We start from the raw sequence: 26,744 nt of genomic DNA, 5'->3' as shown, positions 1-26,744 counted from the left end.
TATAATTAAAACTAAAATCTAGATTACATTAATTATAACCAATTATATTGAATTAAAACATAAGTACTGAAATTTGTTTATAGAAAACACCACTTTTTAATACAGACATTCACCACAATAAACATTTAACCATTTGAAAAAGTATTCATTAGCTATAAGTAACATTCAAAGGGTTAGTTAACACCTTAAAAAAGCAGTAAAAAATAACCAAAAAACAAAACCCAAACAACCTAAAAGGATTGTTTTCATATTCCAGTAGATATTAATTTATAAACCCAAAGGCCTCACAAAAATATTATAATGGTATTTAATATCCCAAAAAGAGAGAAATAACACCACAAATAAAGGTTATCATCAGCAATCAATTATAAACCATTAATTTTCACTGACTTTGGTCAAACCTTTCTTGTTTATATATATAAGTTTGTTGAACTTCAAATCCAAGCCGATCATTACTGACTAATTTGACTTTACCATTTTCAATATTCAATCCGGGACCCAAAACCCCTTTTGCCACAAATGGCGCTTTTTCACCAATGATTCCAGTTTCCAATCAACATGAACTGGCTTTCACCTTTATCATTTTCACCGAAAAATAATTGCGGTGTATCAGGTACATCATTCCCAGTTTCGTACTTAAGTTCATCATATACTTTTGTTCCATAATGCAAGTGAAAAGCATAGAGCCCCCCACTTCCCCCGCTTAGACTACATTGGTCTGTAATATTACTTGTCGAACCCGGTGAAAAACTTGTAAAGTAGGCGACACCACCCACAACAGTACTTGCGGCTAACGATTTCTCTCCTTTTATCGGCAAGTTATAATACCAACCATGAAAACGAGATAACTCAACTTCAAGGTTAACAAAGCCTTTAATATCATCTAGTTGCTTGGCAAATGGATCAGAACTTACATTCATTAAATCAGAGTGAGTAATTGTAGTAGGGACATTATTCCCAGTGAAAGACTTAGTCACAGTATTTATATCCCGGATCATAAATAACTGATCTTTTACCGATGTCAAAGTCGGCTTTGCACGGTTCCCACTGCCTATTAAAACCGCATCAAACGGAGTATCTAAACGTGTTATTGTTGACTTACCATTAACAACAACCTCAGAAACTTTACTGTACACACTTCTTGCAATAGTTGGTTTATAGAAGAAACGCCGATCTGTACTAGCATAAGTACCTCCAAGGCTCGCTAACTTGAAGTGTGTCCAATTATTGGAGTTATCTGTAGCCATATCAATTCGCCAAATATCTCCACCTGTGTCGCTCGCATACAAACGATCTATATAACCATCATAGTCAGAGTCAACAAGAGCAATATCAGAAGCTATACTATGCTTTCCTTGGAAACCATTTTGCGATGGTGTCAGCGCCCAGATTTTTTTTCCTGTCTCTGCATCAACAATATATATTCCCCTTCCTTTAGAGTCTGATGAACGTTGTCTATTATCTTTGTTGGTATCATAGCCCGCACCAAAGATGAGTACAGGACGGTCTTTATAGCCTCGCAAATTTATATAGGCTACTTGTGCTTTAGACCATGTTTGAGCTAGTTCTTGAAAATCACCAGAACCGCCAACAATTGGTCCCCCCCACAATACTTTTGGTGAATCAGGCTTTGTAATATCAAGTCCGTAGTAATTATTACCGCCTCGCCTTAAACCAAAAAATGCCCAAACTCGATCACCTTTACCAACAATACCATCCTTATTTTTATCATCAAAAAATACCGAGATAGGCCCATCGATACCATAAACTTTATTATTTCTCTGGTTATCTCTCAGCGGTTTTATAATTTTATATAGATGTCTAGGAATGAAAGCCCAACTTTCACTTAACACATCGTTCTTATCTTGAAACATATGTAAGTAGCCAGCATTTGTACCTATTAAAATACGAACGTCATCGTTACCATAATCAATAGTGACAGGCCTAGAGTGAAGTGGGTCACCAAAAATATCTTTTCGTGAGTCAGATGTTGAGTAATCATTATTCTCATCATCTACATCGAGACCTCTTGACCAATTAATTAAATCTTCAACTTCTTCTGGTTTTGCTTCAAAAACTGCAGCAGCCTTTGCAATTGTCTTATAGTGATAAACAACACGGTAGCGGGTAAAGTTAAGCATACGCCCACTAAGGTTACTTAAAACTTTGCGTCCACCTTTTGGTAAACTTGAAATACTTGATAAGTAAAGGTTGACCCCACCTAATTCAACAGAATTACCATCAGGGCTCTCTTCATCTGGAAGCCAAAATGTTCTTGCATTCTTAGCAATTAGTCCTTGAGTATTCAATGCAGACTTACCAGTTGCATCAACGATTGAATCACCCGACACTTTCAATTTCTTTAGGTTTCCTCGCCAACGAGCGTTAGTGCTTGGATAGAACATCGTGTAATACAAAGCATCTCTACTACGAGTCTGATCTCTATTATTCGAAGTAATAGCGGGTGCAGTAAAATCTCCACTATCCTCTCTAATGACTGCGAAGGCCTTATCGATTGCTTCAGATAACCCTTTCGCATTATTTGCAAAAAGATATTGGCCGCCACCAAACTCAGCAGTTTTCGTAAGCAGTGCTTCATTGTTATCAGTGATACCACTGCCAAAACCTACGGTATAAATTACCCCTTGGTCATTTACAGATGATGTTTTGGTATACAAATCAACCTTTACATTCTTTGTTCCATGAATAATTTTTGCTAATGCAGCTAAATGGCTATCTGGTTCATAATCATTCACAGGATAAGAAGGCGCTGTTGTACCAAAATAGTTTCGGTAAATATTTTGTATATAAGCATCACGGCTATTATCCCACTGAGGCTCACCATCAGAAATAAGAATAATATTGACTGTATTATCACACCGTTTATTTGGAGAACTAAAAGGCGACACATATTGCTGAGCTTTTTCCGCTGTAGTATCTCGCATTGAAGGATCAATTAGTTTCGCAAAATCAACACTTTGCCCGGTTAAATACCGATAAGTTTCCCATAAAGTCTCTGTGACTGGAGTAGATCCCCCAGCTGATATGTTACTAATAATATTTTTTATTGTTTTGTGATCTGTTCCTAACTTTGCTTTTAAATATCCACCTTCATTCGCTGAAAAACGAAATAAACCAAAATCCATATCGGGGTTGGAGTTAATAACTCTTGTAATTACATTTCGGGCTGCATTTATTCGGCTATCTGGACACTCTAATAAAAAGCTAGTGTATGGATCACGACATTGTAAACCAGTTTCTGCTGAACGGAGCATACTTCCTGATGTATCTAACACAAATAATACTCGTGTCTTTTCAGCTAAATCTTTATCGTAATTTACATATAGCTCTGTATCATCAGCATACCCTGGCACGATAAATACTAAGGCAAATATACACATAAAAAAAAGTAAAATAGTACTGGCTTTCATTTTGCTTTCCTTCTCTAACCACCCGTATTTAGGCTTGCCATTTCTTGGGCAACCCCCGTAGTTATTGTCAGAACATGAGTACTTTTCTTGCCATAAGTTATTGTGCTATTAACCTGAATCATGTTGCATGCTACGCCTGAGGTGAAATTATATTTTCGAGGACAAGGTAAATCTAAGGCACCATTATTTAAGTTAGTCATGGTGTTAGTTGTATTGCCAACCCTTCCAATTACAAAGCCCCCCTCAGGTATTTCTGCAGCTTTCATCAGAAAAGCACTATCGCCGCCTTTTGTGGCCTCTGCTGCAATTACTTGCTGAACATTACCAAATAACTCATTTTCAGCGACTTCACGTTCTTGTACTGCGTTTGTTATTTTTATATCAATAGAACTACTATTCATTAAAGTAACAGCAATCCCTGTAACAGCTACCACCATTATCAATGCTACAATTAATACAACGCCTTGTTGCTTTTTTGCTAAGGTTACATGCGCCATAAATTTGCCCCCACATTGTTAAGCCTAATTGTTGTTGTAAAAAGAGCTCGTCTGTAATTGTCATTAAATTTAAGCACCCTACCGCTAGTACCTTCTCCTAACGTGTATGTTTGATTAGTAACCTTTAAATTTGCATCAGGCATTAGCGTTCTGGCTAATAAAAACACCTGAACCGTTAAAATTCCTCGGCGATTTTCCCAGTCACTTTCTGTCATATCAGTAATACTTTTATAAGTGTCTACACGACTGTTATTAGTCGTATCCAAGCCAAAAACAAAATGTAAATTCTCAACCCCTTCCATGATGGTTTCTTTTCTCATACCTTCATTTACTGTTAGCCTCATTCGTTTTAGAGCGGGTACTTTGACTGTCTTTTTGTTAAAACTAAACGTTTGCTCTGAAATGTAGTAGACATGGTGCCTGTAACGCCAAATTGTTGCATTCCCATTTATTGCGCCTGCAGCTATCGGTCCTCGAGAAAAAAGCCCAAACTCTTGCTCAGCAACAAAATAAAAGTTTCTGTTATTAGTACTGTTAGGTTGGATTTGTAGTCCTTCTAAAAACTTAACCTGTAAAATATCGGAGTTTTGATTAGCATCGTTAATACAGCCTAAAGCATTGGCTGAACTTGCTTCTATTGCATAAACCGAGCGAAAGTTTGTATTTGCATTAGCATCTGGAAAGCTTGCATTGTTCAAGCCTGCTGAACAGTCATTACCTGGGTTATTAACCCGTGTGGTATCAGTGTTATCACTCGAAAACGAGTCTTCATAAAAGGTGCCCCAAAAGCCGATTTGTTCTATATCTCGTTGCATTATATTTAATGCTAAACGACCTGTTTCTTGTAACTCACCAATAGCCATTGTATCTTTTGTAGTTACTTTCATACTGATATAAGTAAACATCACGCCACCAAGAACCAGGCCACCTATAAATAAAGCGACCATTACCTCAACCAGCGTAAATCCATTATGTTTATTCATATCAAGACCTTAAATAGATATAACTATCAAGAACAACCAAACGACGCTTATCAGTAGCAGCGCCACATTTGACAGCATTATTTTCTTTGCTAGCTGATAACTCTTGTCTACCTCGCCAACTGATCACAACTTGAATATTGAACTCATTTGCACTCCCTGCAGCGACAGGGGTGCTACTTATACACACTGTTGCGTCATCTAAAGCACCTGTATTTTCACGGGCTTGAATGGCTCGTATCCACTGTTGTTTATCGAATGCTGCGATTTGTTGCGCAGAACATCTAGCGTTAAGACACGGTTGTACTGCACCAGCCGAAGATTCACTGCTAAATTCTCCATTATACAAACCTGCAAAGCCTGAAGAATCATTAGCTCGCATGCGTTGAATAATGTCATTGCCTAACGCAATTGCAGCAGAGCGTTGCAATGCATCGAAGCTTGCTTGCTTAGCTTTTGCTTGGAGGGCCACAGCGCCTAATAAACCAAAACTTAAAATAACAAAGGCAATAAGTACTTCGATTAAAGTAAAACCTTGCTGGTCAGGATGTTTAAACATGATGAAATTACGGATACTTTTACATACCGTAAGAATAAAAGAACACTAATAAATCACAATCTGAATATGGATAAGCGGTCAAAATGCTCGATAAGCGGTATTCCTCCCTCATTGAAGCTAATACCATTGACCCAGAAAGAGCCAAAACTAATAGGAAAGACTAATTAGGTGACTTTTACTTACCCATCGCAGCTTTAACATTTTTAAGCTCTCGACGACTAACAGCTAACGGCTCTTCAAATTGCTTCATAATCACGGTATGACCACCCGTCAACGAGTTATTAAGACTTACAATATGCTGTGAATTCACAAGCGTGTTGCGATGAATTCGCAGTAACTGTAACGGATAGGTTTGCTCGAGTTGCTTTAAACTCTGTTCAATAAGCGCTTCACCTTTGAAAAATACAACTCGAGTGTATTTTTGTTCAGCGATACAGCATATAACATCATCCACATTTATCCTTCTCAATACGCCAGCAAGTTGATAACTAATATAGTTATTTTCAAGTGGGCTTACTTGAGTCCGGTTTAATTTACTGAGTTGAGCCATTGCTTTGGTTAATGCTTGCTCAGAAACAGGTTTAACTAAATAACCATCAACAGCGAGCTCAAATGCAGTTAACGCATGCTCGGCATGTGCTGTTAAAAACATAACTGCAGGAGGGATAGAAAACTGCTTTAGCTCTGCTGCTACCTCTAACCCAGTCAGCTTAGGCATATTAATATCAAGCATGACTAAATCAGGTTGCAAGCACTTACAAAGCTCTATCGCTTGTTCACCATTACTTGCTTCACCAACCACAGTATAACCCTCATTAGTAGATAATAAACGTTTGATACGTGCCCTTGCTAAAGGCTCATCATCAGCAATCAATACTTTTATCATGCGCCCCTCTGCTTTGGTATAACTAGCTTCACTCTAAAAATTCCATCACGAATAGTAGTCGTAAGTTGCGCTCTTTGATTATAAAACAGCGCCAAGCGCTGACGAATATTATCAAGCGCCATACCATTACCTGTTCGCGAATGGCTCACTTGTGCTGCGACTGGGTTAGTTATAATGAAGGTATAAGCTTTGTCTGATTGATGCATTTCGACCGAGATATTTCCCAGCTCAGCGGGCTCCACACCATAAAATACGGCATTTTCAATAATTGGTTGAATTGTTAAACAGGGAATATCAATATCTGGCAGCGCCTCAGGTAATTTCCAACTTAAAGCTAACCGTTCACCGTAGCGCCAACGTTCAAGTGCTACATACTGTTGGCACAAGGTGATTTCGTCAACAAGCTTAATCGCTTTACCGCTTCGCATAGCTGCCTGTGATAGCGCCGCCAGTGCTAAAATTGCCTGCTCTGCGGCGTCAGCATCATAATGTGTAAGCTCAGCGGCCGTATTCAAACTATTAAACAAAAAATGGGGCCGAATTCTTGCTTGCAATGCATCTAGCTCAGCCTGAGCTAACGCTTTAGTTTGCAGCTCTTTTTGATTATGAATATGCAAAAACTGACCAAATAGTGCCGCTACTAAAAACACAATTAGTAGGTTACTGCCAATAAAGTTTGCTCTCGACTCCATAGAAAAAACATCTGAAAATAGAGTCAAAAACAGCCAGCTATAAACGTAAGTTAATCCAAGTAAGGATAAAATTAAAATGGTCAGCTGATGCGTCTGTGATAACTTTATGAGTATAACTCGACTCAAATAAAGTAAAGATAAACTAGAAAGAAAGATAAGGTGTAAAAAGCAGCTAAATATTGCAAGACGTGACCACACATCACCTAAACTCATTGGCGAGAAAGCAAGTAAAATAGCAATGGCTTGGCTGACGATCAGTGTGGCAAGGACACCACGGGATTGAAAAAGAGCCGCAATCAGCAAGCCGTTTGAATTTGGCTGTTTGCTCATGGGCTCCTCTTTTATTATTGTCTACTAACTGTTTAGATTAGCGTAGCTCAACGGGAACAGCAAATACTATGTTCTCTTCTTCACCTGGATTTTCAACAACTTGATTACCACCTAATTCTTTTAGACGGGCAATTACCTGCTGGACTAAAACTTCTGGTGCAGATGCGCCTGCAGTGACACCGACAGCATTTACATTGTTAAACCAATCAGCTTCAACATTACTCGCATCATCGATTAAATAAGCGGTCGTTCCCATTTTGTCAGCAAGCTCACGTAAACGATTTGAGTTAGAGCTATTTTTAGCCCCCACAACAAGCAGTACATCTACTTTATCTGCCAAGTCACGAACGGCATCTTGACGGTTTTGCGTAGCATAACAAATGTCATCTTTACGCGGACCATCAATCGCCGGAAACTTAGTACGAAGTGCATCAATCACATCTGCCGTATCATCAACAGATAAGGTTGTTTGGCTACAGTAAAACAGATTTTCAGGGTTTTTAACCGTTAAGCTAGCAACATCCTCAGGGGTTTCTACTAAATAAATACCACCCTTTTCGTTGTCATACTGCCCCATTGTACCTTCGACTTCAGGATGCCCATGGTGACCGATTAACACGCACTCAGTCCCTTTGCGGCTTGCACGTGTTACTTCCATATGTACTTTTGTTACTAGTGGGCAAGTTGCATCAAACACTTTAAGATCACGACGTTTTGCTTCGTTGCGAACAGCTTGCGATACACCATGAGCGCTAAAAATAACAATGCTGTCGTCAGGCACCTGATCTAGCTCTTCAACAAATACTGCACCACGATTTTTAAGTCCATCAACAACATATCGATTATGAACCACTTCATGGCGCACATAGATAGGTTTTTCAAAGATATCAAGTGCACGTTCCACAATACTAATTGCACGATCAACACCGGCACAAAAACCACGTGGATTTGCTAATAAAATATCCATTAACCTGTTACCTCTAAAATATCGACTTCAAAGGTTAAGCGTTGTCCCGCAAGTGGGTGATTAAAATCAATCGTGACAGAGTCACCTTGCACTTCACGAACAAGTCCTGGTAATTCAGTACCATCAGGCTGAGTAAAAGCTATAATATTACCTACTTCAGCAGGGGTCTCTGCACCAAACTTGCTGCGGTCTACATAATAAATGTTATCTGGATTTGGCTGACCAAATGCATCCTCTGGCTCCAACGCAAATGACTTACTGTCACCAGCAGCTAAACCTAGTAAACATTTTTCAAAGTTTTCTGTCAGGCTACCATCACCCATTCGCAATTTTGCAGGTTTATTATGCACCTTAGTTGAATCGGCTGCTGAGCCATCCTCTAATTTAATTGAGAAATGAAAGATCACTTCAGAGTTTTCACCAATTACAGCTTGGCTCATGCTTGTTGCTCCTTAGGACTTTCGCCTGTGAAGGCATCAAATAAAAGTAATGCGGCACCGATACAAATCGCACAATCGGCAATATTAAAAACAGGAAAGTGCCAATTTTCATAATATACGTGTAAGAAGTCAATAACATAGCCATAAGCGATGCGGTCGTATAAATTGCCAATCGCGCCGGCTAACACTAACGCATAAGCAGAACACAAGACCTTGTTCGTCGCTGGTAAGCGTTTAAGCCACCACACTAATAACACACTGATCGACACAGCAATCAAACTAAAAAACCAGCGCTGCCAACCACCAGAATCACTTAAAAAGCTAAATGCTGCACCATAGTTATGTACATAGGTGAAATTAAAGAACGGCAGAATATCTATCGACTCTTTGTAGGCCATGGTATTAACGACAAGTGTTTTTGTCGCATGGTCTACTACTAAAAGTAGTAGACTCAGCCATAACCAAACCAAGCCACTTTTTCCGGCTAGTTTGCTCACTAACAACTCCTATGCGAACTGACGCTGTTCACCATCGCCGTCAACATTACTTACACAACGGCCACAGATTTCAGGGTGTGCTGGATCAGCACCTACATCATCACAGTAATGCCAACAACGCTCACATTTTTCAGCAGTTGTTGCAGCAACTTTAATGTATAAGCCATCAATCTCAGTCGCCTGAGTACCTTCAGGCTGAGCTGTCACTGTTTCAACTGTCACGCCTGAAGTTAATAGTACAAAGCGCAGCTCATCACCTAATGCAGCTAATTTCGAGCTTAGCTCTTCACTAGCGTAGATGCTTACGTTTGCTTGTAGTGTTGCACCAATAACGTCTTCTTTACGAGCAGCTTCTAGCACACGGTTTACTTCATCACGAACATTAAGGATTGTTAACCAATCATCATTGCTGAACTTACCTTGTGAAGAGGCTTGCAAGCCATCGTACCATACTGAGGTGAATACAAATTTGTCACGCTCACCTGGTAATGCTTCCCAAATTTCTTGCGCAGTGAAGCTTAAAATCGGTGCCATCCAACGCGTCATTGCTTCAGCAATGTGGTAAAGCGCAGTTTGACATGAACGACGTGCATGGCTGTCGCTTTTCGCTGTGTATTGACGATCTTTGATTACGTCTAGGTAGAACGAACCAAGCTCACCAGTACAGAAGTTCATTAGCTTTTGCGTTACAAGCAGCATTTGGTACTTGTCATAAGCCGCTAAGATTTCATCTTGCAGCTCAGCTGCACGACCCACAATCCAACGATCAAGCTCAACCATGTCTTCAATTGCAACTTGATCCGTTTTAGGATCAAAACCATTAAGGTTCGCAAGTAAGTAACGGCTGGTGTTACGGATACGACGGTAACGGTCAGCTGAACGTTTAAAGATTTCATCAGATACAGTCATTTCGGCTGTAAAGTCAGTTGATGCAACCCATAAACGTAAGATGTCAGCACCTAGTTTGTTCATCACGTTTTGTGGCGAAATTACATTGCCTAATGATTTAGACATCTTGCGGCCGTTTTCATCAACTGTGAAACCGTGTGTTAACACTTGCTTATATGGCGCATGACCATTGATAGCAACCGAAGTCATCATTGACGACATGAACCAACCACGGTGTTGATCAGAGCCTTCTAAATAAAGATCTGCCGGACTCGTTAAATCTTCACGAGCATCAACCACACATGCGTGAGTCACGCCTGAATCAAACCATACATCTAGGGTATCTTGTACCTTCATGTATTGCTCAGAGTCATCACCAAGTAAGGTTGCAGGGTCTAAGTCATACCAAGCTTGAATACCTGATTTTTCAACCAGTTTCGCAGCTTCTTCGATTAGCTCTTGCGTATTTGGATGAAGAGCACCAGTATCTTTATCAACGAATAGTGCAATTGGCACACCCCATGTACGTTGGCGTGAAATACACCAATCAGGACGGCCTTCAACCATGTTAGCAATGCGGCTCTCGCCCCACTCAGGTAACCACTCAGTCTTTTTGATTTCATTTAATGAATCTTGACGAAGGTTAGCTTGATCCATACTTACAAACCACTGTGGCGTAGCACGGAAGATAATTGGTGTTTTATGACGCCAGCAATGTGGGTAGCTATGTGTAAGCGCATGATGGTGTAATAACGCATTGTTTTCAGTTAATACGTCAATCACGCTCGCATTTGCTTTAAATACGTGCTGACCAGCAAACATAGGTGTGTCAGGTAAGTAAACACCGTTTGCACCAACAGGGTTAGCAACTTCTAAACCATAAGCAAGACCTGCCGCGAAATCCTCTTGACCGTGACCAGGCGCAGTATGAACAACACCAGTACCAGAATCAGTCGTTACGTGATCAGCAACAATTACAGGCACTGTGAAGTCATAGAACGGGTGAGCAACCTGTAAATTCTCAAGTGCCGCACCTTTTACATAACCTAGTACATGGTAATGCTTAAAGCCATAACGGTCCATTGCATCTTTTACTAGCTCAGAACCTAAAATTAGACGTTGCTGCGCACCTTCGTCATCAATTTGAACAAGGGCATATTCAAGCTTTTCGTGAACCGCTACTGCACGGTTAGCTGGTAATGTCCAAGGTGTTGTCGTCCAAATGGCGGTACTAACTGCACCTGTACCTTCATGGCCTTCAGCAAGTTCAAACGCATTGATTACAGCATCTTGATCAGCAAACTGAAAACGCACATCGATTGCTGGAGACTGTTTATCTTGGTATTCAACTTCCGCTTCAGCAAGTGCTGAACCACAATCTGTACACCAGTGAACAGGCTTAGCACCTTTGTGTAAGTGACCATTTTTAATGATGCGACCAAGTACACGAATTGCATTCGCTTCAAAGTCAAAGTTCATTGTTAAGTAAGGCTTGTCCCAGTCACCAAATACACCAAGACGTTTAAAGTCTGTTTTTTGACCTTCGACTTGTTTTTTTGCGTATGCCCGACATTTTTCACGGAACTCAGCAGCAGATACCTTAACGCCTGGCTTGCCTACTTTCTTTTCAACCATTAATTCAATTGGTAAACCGTGACAGTCCCAACCCGGCACGTAAGGTGCGTCGAAGTCAGACAAAGTTTTTGACTTAACAATAATATCTTTAAGAATTTTGTTTACCGAGTGGCCTAAATGGATATCACCGTTTGCATACGGAGGGCCGTCATGCAAAATGAAGGTTTTTTTACCTTTTTTAGCGCTGCGAATTTGACCATATAGATCGTCTTCATACCATGTCTTAAGCATCTTTGGTTCACGTTGTGCCAAATTGCCGCGCATTGGAAACGCTGTTTCCGGTAAATTCAAAGTATGTTTGTAGTCGCTCATTAATCCTACTTTCCGTATCGGCTACCTAATTTAAACCAAAACACTGCTTAGCGGCGGTTACATCATCTGCAATCTGCGCCGTCAGTTGTGTTAATGTCTCGAATTTTTTCTCATCGCGAAGCTTCTTGATTAGCTCCACGTGCATGAATTGTCCATAAATGTCTTGCGCAAAGTCGAAGAGATGAACTTCTAACAATGCACGTGTCCCATTAAATGTGGGTTTGTTGCCAATATTTGCAACCCCAAATAATTCTTTATTACCAACTTTTGCTCGCACCGCAAACACCCCATTCACAGGGCATACTTGGCGTTTCAATGCAATATTGGCGGTTCTGAACCCTAATTCACGGCCTTTTGCCCAACCATGAATAACGCGCCCAGAAATTGCGTATCCATGACCTAACATGGTCTTAGCATCTTCTAATTGCCCTGCAGCAAGCGCATGACGAATAAGAGTACTGCTTACTCTATCATTGAGTCTGCGAAAACTTGCAGTACTTTTCACATCCATGTTTAACTCAGCGCCCATAGTTTTCAGTAGCGCAAAATCACCACGGCGACGTTTACCAAAGCAAAAGTCATCGCCCACGGTTAATGCTTTGACACCTAATTTCTCAACCAGTACATGACTAACAAACTGCTCGGCTTCCATATTGGCAAATTGCTGATTGAAACTAATGCAAATCACCCGCTCCACTCCTAATTTAGCAAGTAAGCTGAGCTTATCACGAAGTCGAGTCAAACGCGCTGGTGCATTATCTTTGGCAAAAAACTCTTGTGGCTGAGGCTCAAATAACATCACGGTACTTGGCAACTGATGTTTTTGTGCGTCTTGAAGCAAGCCTTTAATCACTTCAGCATGACCTAAATGCACGCCATCAAAATTACCAATGGTCAACACACAGCCATAGTGCTGCGCGCGAATATTGTGAATACCTCTAATTAACTCCATGCCACCTTTTTGCCTTTATAAGCGAGCCCAAAACATTGATATCGAGCTTGAAACGCAGATTATAATCTTTTTTTTAGTTTGATTCAGTAGTTGCAACACTTTTTATCGTATTTAGTCGCACACCTAAAATGAATAAGGCCGCAAAGTACACAAAAACCGCCAACACTAATAACCCGCTCAACAGCAGCACTTGCTCAGTAAAGTGCCATGTTCTCCACGCAAATTGCTGACCAACAAACCACACCGAAGCAGCCATTAATATACTTGAAAACAAACACTTAAATGTAAAACCTAAACTCATCACTGAAAACTGATAGACCCCTTCTTTACGCAGTTGATGATACAACAAATAAGCATTACAACTGGCCGACATCGCTGTTGCCAACGCTAACCCCAAATAACCGATAAATGGTGCTAGCATAATATTAAACACCATATTCAACACGAGTGTTTTTATGCCTATTTTTACGGGGGTTTTAGTATCTTGGCGAGAGTAAAAGCCGGGTGCTAACACCTTGATCAACATGAAACTAACCAATCCAACAGAATAGGCCATCACACCGTAACTTACCGCTTTCACATGATCAATTTCACCGTCCTGAAACGCGCCATGGTCAAATAAAACCGTAATAATTAGCGGGCTTATCACCATTAAACCAAACATGGCAGGCAAACCTAAAAATATAACAAACCGTACTCCCCAGTCTAAGGTCAGCTGAAAATCTCTAGTACTTTTGGTGCTATGCAACTTTGACAGTGCCGGCAAAATTACCGTTGCGATACCGATACCAAATAAGCCAAGAGGAAACTCAATTAAACGGTCTGAGTAGTAAAGCCAAGCGATAGAGCCTGTCATCAACATTGAGGCAATCATGGTGTCGAGTAACAAATTTATTTGACTGATAGAAACACCAAACAACGCAGGAAGCATTAGTTTTCGGACTTTTTTAACGTTTTCATCTTGCCATCCCCACTTTGGGCGGCTCAGCATGCGTGCACGGTATAAAAATGGCAATTGAAATAGCAACTGCACTAAACCACCGACAAACACGCCGATAGCAAGCGCATATGCCCCTACCGAAAATTTATCATGAAGTAAGATAGCGCAACTAATGATCGATATATTCAACAGCACTGGAGTAAACGCCGCAACAGCAAAACGATTATATACGTTCATTACCGCACCACTAAGGGCAACTAAACTTACAAAAAATAAATACGGGAAAGTCAGTTTTAAAAGTGCACTGGCAAGTACGAACTTTTCAGCATTTTCGCCTCCTTGCCACCAATCGATAAACCAGCCAGTGCCAAATAGGGCTGCTATGACAGGGGAAGCAACGACCCCAAACAAGGTAACAATTAATAAAATAGTTCCTAAAGTGCCAGCAGCTTGAGCAACAAACAGCCTGACTTTGTCATCACCTTGTTGCTCTTTTATTTCAGATAAAACCGGCACAAAGGCTTGTGCAAATGCACCTTCGGCAAACAAACGTCTTAAAAAGTTAGGAATACGATTGGCAAACAAAAATACATCTGCAGCGGCACTGGCGCCAAGCAGGTTCGCTACAACAGCATCTCGCACTAATCCTAAAATACGCGAAATCATTGTCATTGCACTGACAATCATCCCAGAACGAAATAATCCTTTTGCCACCTTAAACCTATTATCAAAAAACCTCTAAGATGGGCGATTATGCCTAAAATATCTTTAAAGCACTAGGCTCGAACCCGACCCTTTGTTACAATGGCGATATTAACTGCTAAAGCGGCAAATTGATGTTCGTTATAAGGAGCAGTTTTTCTTGAGATGTCAAAATTTCGTTGACATTCATGATAAAAACAGGCATATTCCACGGCCTTTAAATTAAGCTTATTTTAAGATTGTTAGGAGCAAACCTTGGCTAACATCAAGTCTGCAAAAAAACGCGCTATTACGAGCGAAAAAAATCGTCAACATAACGCAAGCCGTCGTTCAATGATGCGTACTTACTTCAAAAAAGTAGTTACTGCTATTGAAGCGGGCGACAAAGAAGCTGCACAAGCAGCATTCGCTGTTGCAACACCTATCCTAGACCGTTACGCAACTAAAGGTCTAATCCACAAGAACAAAGCAGCTCGTCATAAGAGCCGTTTAGCAGCTAAAATCAAAGCGCTATAATTTGTTTTTGATGAATATATAAAAAACCGGCTTATGCCGGTTTTTTTTTATTTAGAATTTAACAAAGTAATCGCTCAATTTACCTCATTAAATTAATTCGCTAGACAATTTCCAGCTCAGGGTAAAACTTCTTCAGCATCGCTGCAATTTTCTTAGGTGTAAAAGGTTTAACAACAAATCCTTTAGCCCCCTTTTCGATCGCCTCTTTAACATTTTCTACTGTCGAATGGGCCGAAACCATGACCACATTTGCTTCAGGCGAAATTTCATTGATTTGTGAGATAATCTCTTTACCGTCACCATCAGGTAATTCAATATCTAAAAAGATAATATTGAATTCTTTTTCTTTGCATGCGCTTAAACATTGCGCGGCCGTAGAAGCCTCACGCACATTGTCTATACCTAGGTGCATTAATGTTTGATTTAAAAAACTGCGAACCGTGCCTACGTCGTCCACAATAAGAATTGAAAGCTGCGTATCCATACTATTCCTCTTAAACTATGAAGATAAACACTCATTGCACTCAAGAGTGTAACGCATTTAACCTATAAGTGATTTGAATTTGACTATTATATCAAAAACTTCGTTATAATCTCATTATAGATACCTACATTTAAAAGGCCAGATAAGCTTTATGTCTAATAAAATAAAAAAACAATCTTTGCTTGGTAAAACACCTGAACGAAAAAAACCAACGCAAGCCAAGCGTCAAAGACCGTCAAATCAACAACAAGCTCGCGCACAAGTAGCGCAACAAACAGCCCCTGAAGTAGAACTTAAAAAAAGCAAAACACGTTGGTACGCACTCGCAGCTGTTGTATTAATTCTATTAATTACACCAAAACCGATGTTAATCACTTATGAAAAGCTTGGTATGGTCTCACAAAGTGTATTTTGGCCAGGTGTTTTTGGCTATGGTGCAAACTTATTTGATTCAAGCCTCAGCCCGCGCGCAGACCTAAGCCGCAACACTATATACTTATGCCAAGATAAGCATAAACCAGATACTTGTCAGAAGTATCGTGTAACAGAACAAAGCGGTTTTATTGCAGCAATGAAAAAGCTATTAATAGATTAAAAAATCTAATCCGAAAATTAAAAATTACTTGGTTGAAAGCTGTGTAAAAGATCACCATAATGGCGCTCCTTTTTCAACACAGACACGATCAGATACGACCATGCTAAACGAGCTAGATTGGCTTTTAAACTTTACATTACTTGCACTAGGGCTAGGTGCATTTTTTATTAACCAGCTCACATTACTGCGTTTTGCGGCAATTAGCGCGTGTAGTTTATTATTTTTATCGTTTAGTTTAGATCTGATGTCATCAAGCGTTATCTCGAATATGAGCTTGGTGTTGATCAACACATTTTATTTATTCAAGGTCTACACATTTGGCCAATTGAATATCAATCAAGGTTAATCTTCTCCTAAGATAAATTGATAGAATAGGCTATCCCATCTATCATCTTTTATGCCCAAACAGCCTTCTGTTTGGGCTTTTTTTTACTTACAAAATAATTGAACTGAGATACCATAAACGGCGTATATAAATAATTTGGAGGTACCTTATGTCATTAAACGACTTCGACTTATTTCTCTCATCAATGGAAGACGTCAAACCTCTTGAACATGACACAGTTCAATTTGATTCCAAAAAGCAAGGTCCTTCGTTAGCACAACAAGAAAAACGTAAAGCCGCAGAGTGTGATTTAGCAATTGATGAAAATTATTTACGTAGTGAATACGTCGAGCTGTTAGATCCGCATAGCATATTGGCATTTAAGAAAGATGGTGTTCAAGGGCAAGTATATAAAAATCTGCGCTTAGCTAAATATCAACTTGACGCTACCCTTGATTTACATGGTCAGCCCTTGCAACGAGCTCGCAGCACACTATTTAACTTTATTGATGACTGCCATAAAAGAAATATTCGGGTTGTACTAATTCGCCATGGCATTGGCATTAAAAATAAATCACAGCCGGGTATTTTAAAGAGTTACACCAACAAGTGGCTGCAAGAAATTCCAGCCGTTTTAGCGTTTCATAGTGCTCTTAAACATCATGGTGGTAGCGGTGCAACGTATGTAATGATTAAAAAGTCAGACGAGAAAAAACACGAGAATAGAGAAATACATTCAAAAAGAAGTTAGTTGAATAAGCGATTGAAGTGCAGCATTTATACCAATACGCTTAATTTATTAGTCTATTTTGAGGCAACATAGCCTCGTTGATAACAAGGCAAAAATTTCGTTATTTAGTTGTTCTAAATGAAAAATTTTAACCTAGTTAGCGACATGTTTAATCCCTCAAAAAGATTAAGTATTATTACGGATTGGTATTATACATGCTGCACTAGCTGACAATGATTTGTGGTTATGATTGGCTAATATCAATGGCCTGAGCTGGTTGCTCAGATGCATTAGCTTGATTGAACCATGCTGACACACCTAAAACGATAACTGACACTACGACTAGGCTAAATTTAGCCCCACCTTGATTAGATTTCATAACGCCTCTTTTTATTGTTTTTTTATTGAGCAACAACAGAATAGCAAAGTTACAGATGTTAACAAGGTGTTTATTAAACTAATTTGTAATGCGTCAATAACCTTTTGTTCTATCAACCTGATTTATTAGATTTTTACCCTCAATTAATCTTTTAACATTACCCGCAATTTGCAAAGTGACTGACTCTAAATCTGATAATGCACCGCAATGAGGCGTTAAGGTTATCTTTTCATGAGACCAAAATGGATGTGTTTTAGGTAAGGGCTCTTCACTAAATACATCAAGCGTTGCACCTCGTAATTGCTCACTATCAAGTGCCCTCAGTAAATCTTCATCAACCACATGTTTGCCTCTGGCAACATTAATTAGCACTGCATGGGTTTGCAGTTTACTAAGAAGTGATTTATTGATAATGCCCTGAGTGTGTTGATTAAGTGGAAGTAAGCAAACGAGAAAATCAATTTGACCAAGCATTTCATATAAACCCTGCTGCGTGTAATACGTATTCACCTCAGAATCATGTTTTTCACTATTAGACCAAGCACTTACTTGAAAACCGTTGCGAAGTAAACGCTTAGCGCAGGCTTTACCTAGTTCGCCATAACCCAAGATACCCACATGTTGATGTGAATACGCTCGCTTTGGCTTCCAAGTGCAGGCTGATTGTTTTAAATAATATTCTTTAAGCCTAAGCTTGTGTGCTAACACATGAGTCAACACATACTCTGCCATGTCATTTGCAAGGTTATCATCAACAATTCTAACAACGGGAACATGCGCTGCTATCTTCGTTAAGTCGATGCTATCAACGCCTGCACCGAATGAAGAAACCGCTTTTAAATTTACCAGCTTAGGCCATAAATCAGCAGGGGCATTCCAAGCCAGTACAAACTCAACTGCTTCGTAGTCAGTACACTCAGACCAAAGCTGCACCTCAACCTCTGGTAATAACGCTTGTAATCGGGCAATTAATTGGCTGCAATCTCGGCCAGTTACAGCTACAAGTAAAATCATTGTCTTCTCCATTTTGCCTCGTACTCGAAGCGCTCTTTAAAAAGTCACACAACTGCAACCTAACTGTCACAGCGAACTCTTACCCTAACCTCATCGCTGAATGCGTTTATGTTTGAGGTTTGTATGATCAGTGTTGATAAAGTAATAGAAGCAAATTTACCACAGTTAGAAAATTCACCAAAAGTAAAAGGCTTAGTAAAGAAAGGTCTGGGTTATTTATTACATGAGCAAGAGTTTGTTGCCTTTGGTGATGCATACCCACACTTACAAGGACTAGAGTTTGTAGAGCAAGTACTTGATGAGCTGGACTTTGACACGCGCTACAAGCCTAAGCAAATGGAACATATTCCGAGTGAGGGTAATGTCGTCATTGTGGCTAACCACCCTATTGGTTCACTCGATGCATTAGCGCTGATAAAAGTATTATCAAGTGTGCGCCCTGACTTAAAAGTCGTTGCAAACCGTATGCTGATGTCTATTACCCCTATGCACTCGTTACTTCTTCCCGTTGATAACCTCTCTGGCACAAGTAAAAAGAAAGAGCTTGCTAATATCCAACAGCATTTAAAATCAGACGGTGCGCTATTAATCTTCCCTGCCGGTGAAGTTTCAAGGTTAAGTCCAACCGGAATAAAAGACTGTAAATGGAACTCTGGCTTTTTAAGGATGGCAAAAAAAGCCAAGGCACCAATTTTGCCAATTTATATCAAAGCGAAAAACAGCCCACTATTTTATGGCACTTCAATGATTTATAAACCATTAGCTAGTTTATTATTAGTCAAAGAAATGTTTAAACAGCGACAGAAGTCACTAGAGTTTGAAATTGGGGCATCCATCCCTCCTGAGTCATATTTAATTGAGAATTTAAAAGATAAAGAAATAGCCCAGCTTATAAGAAAGCAACTGTATCGACTTATCACTAAAAAACCTCTGCCGTTAAAGACGCAAACCCCCATTGCAAGCCCAGAAGCGACAAAAGATCTAAAAAAAGCCATTGAAGAGTGTGAGTTATTGGGTGAAACCTCTGATGGTATGAAAATTTACCTATATCAATACTGTGGTAGCTCACCAATTTTCCGTGAGCTAGGACGACTTCGTGAAATTGCGTTTCGTGCAGTCGGTGAAGGCAGTGGTAAACGCCGAGATATAGATAAATACGACATGGATTATCAACACCTCGTACTGTGGGATGCTAAGCAACTTGAACTAGTCGGCGCATACCGACTTGCCTGCGCACAAGATATTATAGAAAAACATGGCCGCAAAGGTTTATATACTGATAGCCTATTTAGCTACAGCGATGATATGGATCCGTATTTTGAAAAAGGCATTGAGCTAGGTCGCAGCTTTGTGCAACCCAAATACTGGGGCAGAAAGAGCCTAGACTATTTGTGGTTCGGCATCGGCGCCTTTGTTAATCGTTACCCACAATACCGCTACTTGTTTGGTGCAGTCAGTGTATCTAACGCACTCCCCGAGCAAGCTAAATCGCTACTCGTTCATTATTACCAGCATTATTATAGTGCAAAACAAGTGTTAGCAATTCCAAACAATGAATATCGTCATACCGAATCACAAAAAGAACAATGTGCTCAGTTATTCGCTGGGGATGATATTAAAGAAGATTTTGTTGAACTTAAGCATGTACTCGCCAATATTGGCGCGCAAGTCCCTACCTTATTCAAACAATATACAGAACTTTGTGAGCCAGGTGGCGTACAATTTTTAAGTTTTAGTATCGACCCTGAGTTTAATAACTGCATTGATGGTTTAGTGCTTGTCGACTTAGATAAAGTGAAAGCGAGTAAAGCCAAACGCTACTTAGGACAGATACGCGAATAGTCGTTATAAAATAACTAAAAAAAGTCGGCAAGCGCGCCGACTTTTTCTTTTTTAATTAAATATATTTCTAAGCGCAGCTAAATATATTTGCTCAATGGCTTTTAAATCTGCAATGGGAACGTGTTCATTAACTTGATGAATAGTATGGTTTCTCACGCCACATTCAATCACTTGCGTGTGCTCATTAGCAAAAAAGCGGCCATCAGATGTGCCACCACTGGTACTAAGCATAGGAAAGCTGCCAGTTACTTCATGCACAGCTTGTTCAAGCTGCTGCAATAAGCAATTGCTTGCTTGATGCATGGTATAAAATGATTCGCACGGGCGCTCCCAAACAAGCGTTAGCTGCGATGCTAAATCTGCCAATGCAAACTGAATTTCTTCTTTAACGTCTTTACTTTTATAGCCATGACTATAACGCACGTTAAAACTGAGCTCACATTGAGCAGGAACAAGGTTATCTACCACATTAGCAATATTAATTCCGGTCACTTGCAGTGTTGTTGCCGAGCCAGCTTCATCTTTGTGCCAGCAAATTGCCGTTAAGCGCTTCACAACCTCTGCACTTAAATGCGCTGCGTTTATGGTGTTTTCTGGATAGGCAACATGTCCTGCTTTACCTTGAATAGATAATCGAGCAGACAATGCGCCACGTCTGCCATTTTTAATGGTATCACCAACATGCAAGTGACTCGTCGGCTCGCCAACTAGGCAACCATCAAGCACGACGCCTTGTTTGGCTAGACGCTCAGCAATCAATAAAGAGCCGTATTCAGCCTCGCCCTCTTCATCTGAGGTTATTAACCAGTAAAATGTGCCGCGTTTATTGCTATTTTGCGCTAAAAAGCGTTTGGTTGCGCAAAACATTGCAGCAACACCACCTTTCATATCTGCCGCGCCACGGCCATAAATATTGCCTTCAACTATTTCGCCGCTAAAAGGGTCAACTCGCCAATCACCTTGAGCGGCAGGCACCACATCAATATGACCCGAAAAAGCAACAACAGGCCCATCACCAAAGGTTACTTTAGCGATTAAGTTAGTAACGTGATTAAAGCTAAACACCTCACATTCAAAGCCCAATTGGCTTAACTTGTCCTCAAGCCAATCAATCGCGCCTGCTTGAGCAGGTGTTACCGATTTAAATCGAATCAAGGTTTGTAATGCTTTTACCACCTCAAACTGTGCTGATGGGTGTGATACTAATTCAACATTTGATACCAAACTCATAATAACCCTAGTCATTTAGAAAGCTTGGGTTATTACAACGAGAGATTATGACCGCAGTGTGAAAGTTAAATTAATGATTTCCTTCTTCGATGAGTGTTTCTTGGGTCACCTTAGCAATCTCTTTGTCTTCTTTCGTTAATTGTGTTCGTTGCCAACGACCTGCTGCGAACCAAAGATAAGTAATTAGCGCCACGAGTACATTGGTGATTGCAAAGGAATACCATATGCCCTGCGGTCCAAGTGAGGTATGTTTAGACAAAATATACGCTGTTGGAAATTGGATAACACACTGTGAAAGCAGTGAGACAACCATAGCATTAAGCATGTTACCTGAAGCTCTAAATGCAGCAACCACGCAAAGCTGTACGCCTATTCCGCCCCAAGTTAAACACATAACGCGGATAAACTCTGCACCACCAGCAATCACAGATTCATCATCGGGAATGAAAAAAGCCACCAAGTATTCAGCGAATACATAAGCTATAACGCCTACTAATGTCAGGCCTAGCAGCCCCCAAAGCGAGGCTAAACGTGTTATTTGTGCAGCACGCTGTGGGTTTCTCGCCCCCATATTTTGACCAACCAAGGTCGAAACAGCCATTGAAAGACCCATTGCTGGGATCATCACCATTTGCAAAATATTAGATCCTACACCATAAGAGGCAATGGTATGCGTACCAAAGCTAGCCACCAAAAACGACATAATGATTAAACCAAATGCTCTCGCTGATAGTTCAACCGACCCAGGAGCCCCTAAAAAGAAGGCTTGCTTCATATATTGCCAGTCTGGTTTAAAACTAGAGAGTTTAAGTTGAATACCATGACGGCCACGTAAAAACACCCATACTCCGATTGCAGCCGCTAAGCTTTGCGTGATAAGTGTAGCTAATGCAGCCCCCATTACGCCAAAGCCAGAGAACTCACCAAAACCAAAAATCAGTAAGGGATCGAGCACAAAATTGAGTAACACAGTACCGCTTACAATATAAAGCGGCACCTTGGTTTGCCCTATGCCACGCATTAGAGCTTGAAACATGGCATAAATAAACACAAACACAACGCCAATAAATGATACATGCATAAATTTAAGGGCATCACCAAACACTTGCTCTTCAACACCTAATAAAGTCAAAAAGTAAGGTGATAGCACATAGCCAATTAAGCCAAGTAAGGCTGCGGTTATTGTCACCATTAACATGGTTTGCGCAGCAACATGATTTACCTTATCTTGCTGGCCAGCTCCCATATATTGAGCAGATAAAATAGCGCCCGCCATAGCCAACCCAGAGCCAATAGCAATCACTAAAAAAGTAACAGGCATACTGACAGAAACAGCAGCTACTTGCTCTGCCCCTAAACGTCCTACCCAAAATGCATCGGTCAGCTGATAAGCCGACTGCAAAATATTGATTAAGATGATCGGGATACCTAATTTAAGTAGCGCTTTTGAAATCGAGCCATGAAGAAATAAATGCTGGGGATCAGCCATGAAAAACACCTAATAAGCAAATAACACCGTTAGTTTACCAGCCGTAAATGAATATAGAGTCAATAAGAGTCAATCTTTTTTTTGCTGTACCCGCTTAAAAACTTAATCTAAATCAATAAATGCCTTCACTTAGTTCAAACATTTTTGAAACTTTGATCTAGAACAGGTTTTGTCCGCTTCAACTTGGTAATAATAGCGTCAACCAAATAAGACAAGTAGTTCGCGGAGAACAACATGAAAACTAAATTAAGCATTGCATTACTTACTTCACTATTAGCACTCTCTCCTGTTGCAAACGCAAACTTAAGCGTGAACGTAGGTGCAATTAATGTAAACCCTGATAACGACAGTTCAAAAATCAATGAAGCACCAACATTAGGTCTACGTGCAGATGATGATACTCAATTAGGTATTACTGTAGATTATGCGCTTGATGACAATTGGGTAATTGAATTAGTAGCAGCAACACCTTTTAGTCATGATGTTCAAGGTGCTGGTGGTTTAGCAGGTAACAAAATTGCGACAATCAAACATTTACCACCAACACTTTTAGCGCAATACCACTTCTTAGACTCAACTTATAAGTTCCGTCCATTTGTGGGTGTTGGTCTTAATTATACAACTTTCTTTGATGAGAAACCTTCAGCAGCTTTAAAAGCAACACTAGGTACTGACGATGTAGAAGTTAAACTAGATGATTCATTTGGCTTTGCAGCTCAAGCTGGTTTTAACTACATGATGAGTGAAAACTGGGGCCTTCATGGCATGGTTTCACTAATCGACATCGATACAGACGCTACAGTTTATGCTGACGGCGCAAAAGCATTAACTTCAACTGTAGAAATCGACCCAGTTGTTGCTATGTTCGGTGTTAAATACAAATTCTAACTTTCATTTTGTGAAAGCCCATACGCACAAAAAGGCCATATATTGGCCTTTTTTATTTAATTCTCATAGCCAATTCCATATTAAAAACTAGCTTAGTGTATCCTCTCTGACCAACTAATGAATTTAGGTTGCGCCTCAAAAATAAACCATTTTATATCATTAGTTTTTAATTTTTATTTAGTTAACGCTTCTCATTTTTACCGTTTTTGACTGCAATATCTGAATTTTCAGAGCCCTAGACGTGTTGTTCCCACCCCTACGCAATTATAAAATGACCGTAATAATTTTGACCTATTTAAACTAAACTAGGTGTCAGCTTGAGGTGTTAATTGAGAATAGTTATTAATTCCTTGGTGTTAATTCTTTGCGCAACTTTATTATCATGTAAAGTAAAAGACCCCAATGAAGATAAACCACAACAACAAAAGCAAGATTCAATTAGTGACCGTGAAGCATTAATTGCTGGTTCTACTGACGTCGAATTTACTATAACAGATGAGAATCAAGCGCCTCTTAGTAATGTAACTGTTTCTGTAGCAGCTCAAGAGTATCTCTCTGATGTAAATGGACGAGTCTCTATCAATAACCTTTCATTTGGTAACCATGCAATTTTCATTACACAACTAGGCTATTTCCCTAAAGCGAGCATTTTAGTAAATCAGCCTAACTTTTTCACTTCCCATATTCAGTTAGAAACAAAGCCTGCTAACTCAAAGAGTTTGCTATTTGCAGGTGATACAATGTTTGGTCGACGTTTTCTAGACCCCAAGTTAGACACCATGGGTACATCAGTACCTGATGTTAGTAATGCGCTAATTAGACCTGACTCAGCGCGAGAAGACAGTATTGCGATTACCAACCAAGTGGCAGCACTGTTTAGGGCTGCTGACTTTTCATCAGTCAATCTTGAGTCGCCAGTGACGACAATGCCAACGAATGTACACCCAACCAAAGAGTTCAGTTTCTTTTCATTACCAGAATCATTGCAAAGCCTAACTGAAATTGGCATTGATTATGTCGGCCTCGGTAATAATCACATCTATGACTATTTGCAAAATGGCCTTGAAGATACCTTGCTTGAAGTCTCAAGTGCAGGATTTCTTAATAGCGGTGCAGGCCTTAACGACTCTGAAGCATTTAAAACTGTCTCACATAACCTTGAAGATGTTAACTTAACACTTTTTGCAGCAACCACAATTACGGGAAAAGAGCACCAATATACGTATGTCGCTGATGCGAATAAAGGTGGGGCTGCGGATTTGACTAACTCAGAAGAAGTTAGAGCAGTACTTGAGCAACTTGATCCTAATGATTTTGTAATCGCACAAATGCATGGTGGCGATGAATACTCATATACGCCTTCACCCTATATAGGTAGCCGATTTAAGGTTCTTTCTTCGCAGAACACCGATTTATTAATTGGCCATCATCCTCATATTGCTCAAGGGTTTGCTGTATATAATAAAATACCGGCCATATTAGGTTTAGGTAATTTTGTATTTGACCAGCCTAGACTTGACACCTTATTGGGTCTTGCTGTCATGCTCGATCTTGATACCCAAAGCCAAACTATTAATCGCGGCTTTGCCTACCCAATATATTTAGAGGACTATAAGCCTCGATTCACAAACGGTTTTTTAAGTCATTATTTATTGAGAAGAATCGCTGAGCTTTCTGATGATAATATTACCCTTATCCCCCGTGAAAACTACGCAGAGATATACTTTACAGCTAATCAAGCAAGTAAAAAATCTCAGCAAGTGACCATTGATATTGACGCGACTACAGACATCATCGATTTAAGACAGTATTCGCCATCTTCAGCAGCCTATGTTTCATCTATTGAAGTGAACAATGAAGCGCTTGATAACCTTTTACTTGGCCGTGATATTATGGTGTTTGGTGATTTTGAAGATTGGGACAATGACACCGAAGCGTTTGAAGTAAGTCGATGGGATCACAGCAGTGAAAGTGTTTTACCTTGCACTGATAAGCCACTTAATGGCTTGCAGGCTCTGTGCTCAACGCGTGATAGATTTGATAATACCCCTTCTATTATTCCATTTAGACATACAATGCGAGTCATGGAATTAACCGATGAAGCAGGCGAGCTTGATCTCAGTAAAGACTTTTCATTACTAACCTATTTACAGTCTGAAAATGGTGGACAATTCGAGGCATTACTGACCTATACCACTGAAATCGATGACCTTACCTTTGCAGAAAACATAGTTCCAGTCAGCGAAGGAGGCGATCAGCCATGGCACGCTTTTAGCTATGATTTTAGTTTACCTTCAGATGAACTTACTCTTGGGCCTAAAGAACTCCCACCTCGTGGTGTTAAGTTACAGTTTAGGCACTATCCACCCAATACAGGTGAAGCTATCATTCGCCTAGATGATGTCGCTATGATTAGCTGGCAACAAAAAATTAATCTAAAAAACGGACAATGGAAGACCGATAAAATGCACGGTTTCGACTTTTTAAAAGTCAATTCAAGTGGTGAGGTAAGTTTAAAGCTTACATTCACTGTACTTGATTAAG

The 26,744-nt window shown here is 40.0% G+C and carries 22 protein-coding genes and 1 pseudogene; 7 read left to right on the top strand and 16 right to left on the bottom strand.

The features are described from left to right. Positions 1–382: 382 nt before the first annotated feature. From HYD28_08075 to murJ, 12 genes and pseudogenes are all read right to left on the bottom strand, one after another. Positions 383–3,401, bottom strand: a pseudogene (locus HYD28_08075) (VWA domain-containing protein). Between the two features lie 44 nt (positions 3,402–3,445). After that, entirely contained in the window at positions 3,446–3,928 is a 483-nt protein-coding gene (locus tag HYD28_08070; GenBank protein ID QLE08936.1) for a pilus assembly protein PilX, read from the bottom strand. After that, positions 3,916–4,911, bottom strand: coding sequence for a PilW family protein (locus HYD28_08065; protein ID QLE08935.1), 996 nt, complete (start codon positions 4,909–4,911; stop codon positions 3,916–3,918). Before HYD28_08065 ends, HYD28_08070 begins: the two co-directional genes overlap by 13 nt. Position 4,912: 1 nt before the next feature. Next, entirely contained in the window at positions 4,913–5,467 is a 555-nt protein-coding gene (gene pilV / locus HYD28_08060) for a type IV pilus modification protein PilV (GenBank protein QLE08934.1), read from the bottom strand. A 175-nt stretch (positions 5,468–5,642) separates the two neighbouring features. Continuing rightward, complete coding sequence (locus HYD28_08055; protein ID QLE10514.1) at positions 5,643–6,350, bottom strand: response regulator transcription factor; 708 nt, start codon at positions 6,348–6,350, stop codon at positions 5,643–5,645. Continuing rightward, positions 6,350–7,375: a histidine kinase gene (locus tag HYD28_08050; protein QLE08933.1), complete on the bottom strand. Its 1,026-nt coding sequence runs from the start codon at positions 7,373–7,375 to the stop codon at positions 6,350–6,352. Before HYD28_08050 ends, HYD28_08055 begins: the two co-directional genes overlap by 1 nt. Positions 7,376–7,412: 37 nt before the next feature. After that, entirely contained in the window at positions 7,413–8,342 is a 930-nt protein-coding gene (ispH, locus tag HYD28_08045) for a 4-hydroxy-3-methylbut-2-enyl diphosphate reductase (protein QLE08932.1), read from the bottom strand. Beyond that, positions 8,342–8,782: an FKBP-type peptidyl-prolyl cis-trans isomerase gene (gene fkpB, locus HYD28_08040; GenBank protein QLE08931.1), complete on the bottom strand. Its 441-nt coding sequence runs from the start codon at positions 8,780–8,782 to the stop codon at positions 8,342–8,344. Before fkpB ends, ispH begins: the two co-directional genes overlap by 1 nt. Continuing rightward, positions 8,779–9,279, bottom strand: a complete 501-nt coding sequence (lspA, locus tag HYD28_08035; protein ID QLE08930.1) for a signal peptidase II — start codon at positions 9,277–9,279, stop codon at positions 8,779–8,781. The genes fkpB and lspA overlap by 4 nt, the downstream gene beginning before the upstream one ends. 9 nt (positions 9,280–9,288) lie before the next feature. After that, positions 9,289–12,114, bottom strand: coding sequence for an isoleucine--tRNA ligase (ileS, locus tag HYD28_08030; protein ID QLE08929.1), 2,826 nt, complete (start codon positions 12,112–12,114; stop codon positions 9,289–9,291). Positions 12,115–12,139: 25 nt separating this feature from the next. Continuing rightward, positions 12,140–13,066: a bifunctional riboflavin kinase/FAD synthetase gene (gene ribF / locus HYD28_08025; protein ID QLE08928.1), complete on the bottom strand. Its 927-nt coding sequence runs from the start codon at positions 13,064–13,066 to the stop codon at positions 12,140–12,142. A gap of 73 nt (positions 13,067–13,139) precedes the next feature. Beyond that, entirely contained in the window at positions 13,140–14,693 is a 1,554-nt protein-coding gene (gene murJ / locus HYD28_08020) for a murein biosynthesis integral membrane protein MurJ (GenBank protein ID QLE10513.1), read from the bottom strand. Between the two features lie 270 nt (positions 14,694–14,963). Between murJ and rpsT the strand changes: the two genes are divergently transcribed. Further along, positions 14,964–15,224 carry a 30S ribosomal protein S20 gene (rpsT, locus tag HYD28_08015; protein QLE08927.1) on the top strand — a complete coding sequence of 87 codons (261 nt, stop codon included), beginning with the start codon at positions 14,964–14,966 and terminating at the stop codon, positions 15,222–15,224. 100 nt (positions 15,225–15,324) lie between these two features. Here the strand turns inward: rpsT and HYD28_08010 are convergent, their stop codons facing one another. Continuing rightward, positions 15,325–15,708 (bottom strand): response regulator, encoded by a 384-nt coding sequence (locus HYD28_08010; GenBank protein QLE08926.1) that lies wholly within the window; start codon positions 15,706–15,708, stop codon positions 15,325–15,327. A gap of 151 nt (positions 15,709–15,859) precedes the next feature. Between HYD28_08010 and HYD28_08005 the strand changes: the two genes are divergently transcribed. The 3 genes from HYD28_08005 (at position 15,860) to smrA (ending at position 17,379) form a co-directional block, all read left to right on the top strand. Further along, positions 15,860–16,303: a hypothetical protein gene (locus tag HYD28_08005; GenBank protein QLE08925.1), complete on the top strand. Its 444-nt coding sequence runs from the start codon at positions 15,860–15,862 to the stop codon at positions 16,301–16,303. A 100-nt stretch (positions 16,304–16,403) separates the two neighbouring features. Continuing rightward, positions 16,404–16,649: a hypothetical protein gene (locus HYD28_08000; protein QLE08924.1), complete on the top strand. Its 246-nt coding sequence runs from the start codon at positions 16,404–16,406 to the stop codon at positions 16,647–16,649. Positions 16,650–16,797: 148 nt separating this feature from the next. Beyond that, positions 16,798–17,379 (top strand): DNA endonuclease SmrA, encoded by a 582-nt coding sequence (gene smrA / locus HYD28_07995; GenBank protein QLE08923.1) that lies wholly within the window; start codon positions 16,798–16,800, stop codon positions 17,377–17,379. A 451-nt stretch (positions 17,380–17,830) separates the two neighbouring features. Here smrA and HYD28_07990 read toward each other — a convergent pair whose 3' ends face one another. Continuing rightward, complete coding sequence (locus HYD28_07990; protein ID QLE08922.1) at positions 17,831–18,751, bottom strand: glyoxylate/hydroxypyruvate reductase A; 921 nt, start codon at positions 18,749–18,751, stop codon at positions 17,831–17,833. 123 nt (positions 18,752–18,874) lie between these two features. Here HYD28_07990 and HYD28_07985 point away from each other — a divergent pair, with 123 nt between their 5' ends. Further along, positions 18,875–20,593 carry a lysophospholipid acyltransferase family protein gene (locus tag HYD28_07985; GenBank protein ID QLE08921.1) on the top strand — a complete coding sequence of 573 codons (1,719 nt, stop codon included), beginning with the start codon at positions 18,875–18,877 and terminating at the stop codon, positions 20,591–20,593. A 51-nt stretch (positions 20,594–20,644) separates the two neighbouring features. Here HYD28_07985 and dapE read toward each other — a convergent pair whose 3' ends face one another. Both dapE and HYD28_07975 read right to left on the bottom strand, forming a co-directional pair. Next, positions 20,645–21,823 (bottom strand): succinyl-diaminopimelate desuccinylase, encoded by a 1,179-nt coding sequence (gene dapE, locus HYD28_07980; GenBank protein QLE08920.1) that lies wholly within the window; start codon positions 21,821–21,823, stop codon positions 20,645–20,647. A gap of 70 nt (positions 21,824–21,893) precedes the next feature. After that, positions 21,894–23,312 carry an MATE family efflux transporter gene (locus HYD28_07975; GenBank protein QLE08919.1) on the bottom strand — a complete coding sequence of 473 codons (1,419 nt, stop codon included), beginning with the start codon at positions 23,310–23,312 and terminating at the stop codon, positions 21,894–21,896. A 234-nt stretch (positions 23,313–23,546) separates the two neighbouring features. On the opposite strand from HYD28_07975, the gene HYD28_07970 reads away from it, so the two are divergent. Next, entirely contained in the window at positions 23,547–24,200 is a 654-nt protein-coding gene (locus tag HYD28_07970) for an outer membrane beta-barrel protein (GenBank protein QLE08918.1), read from the top strand. 329 nt (positions 24,201–24,529) lie between these two features. Then, positions 24,530–26,743 (top strand): CapA family protein, encoded by a 2,214-nt coding sequence (locus HYD28_07965; protein ID QLE08917.1) that lies wholly within the window; start codon positions 24,530–24,532, stop codon positions 26,741–26,743. Position 26,744 lies beyond the last annotated feature (1 nt).

Origin of the sequence: Pseudoalteromonas shioyasakiensis (assembly GCA_013391845.1) — a bacterium.
GTDB classification, from domain to species: domain Bacteria; phylum Pseudomonadota; class Gammaproteobacteria; order Enterobacterales; family Alteromonadaceae; genus Pseudoalteromonas; species Pseudoalteromonas apostichopi.
This window is presented reverse-complemented; position numbering and strand designations above follow the sequence as displayed.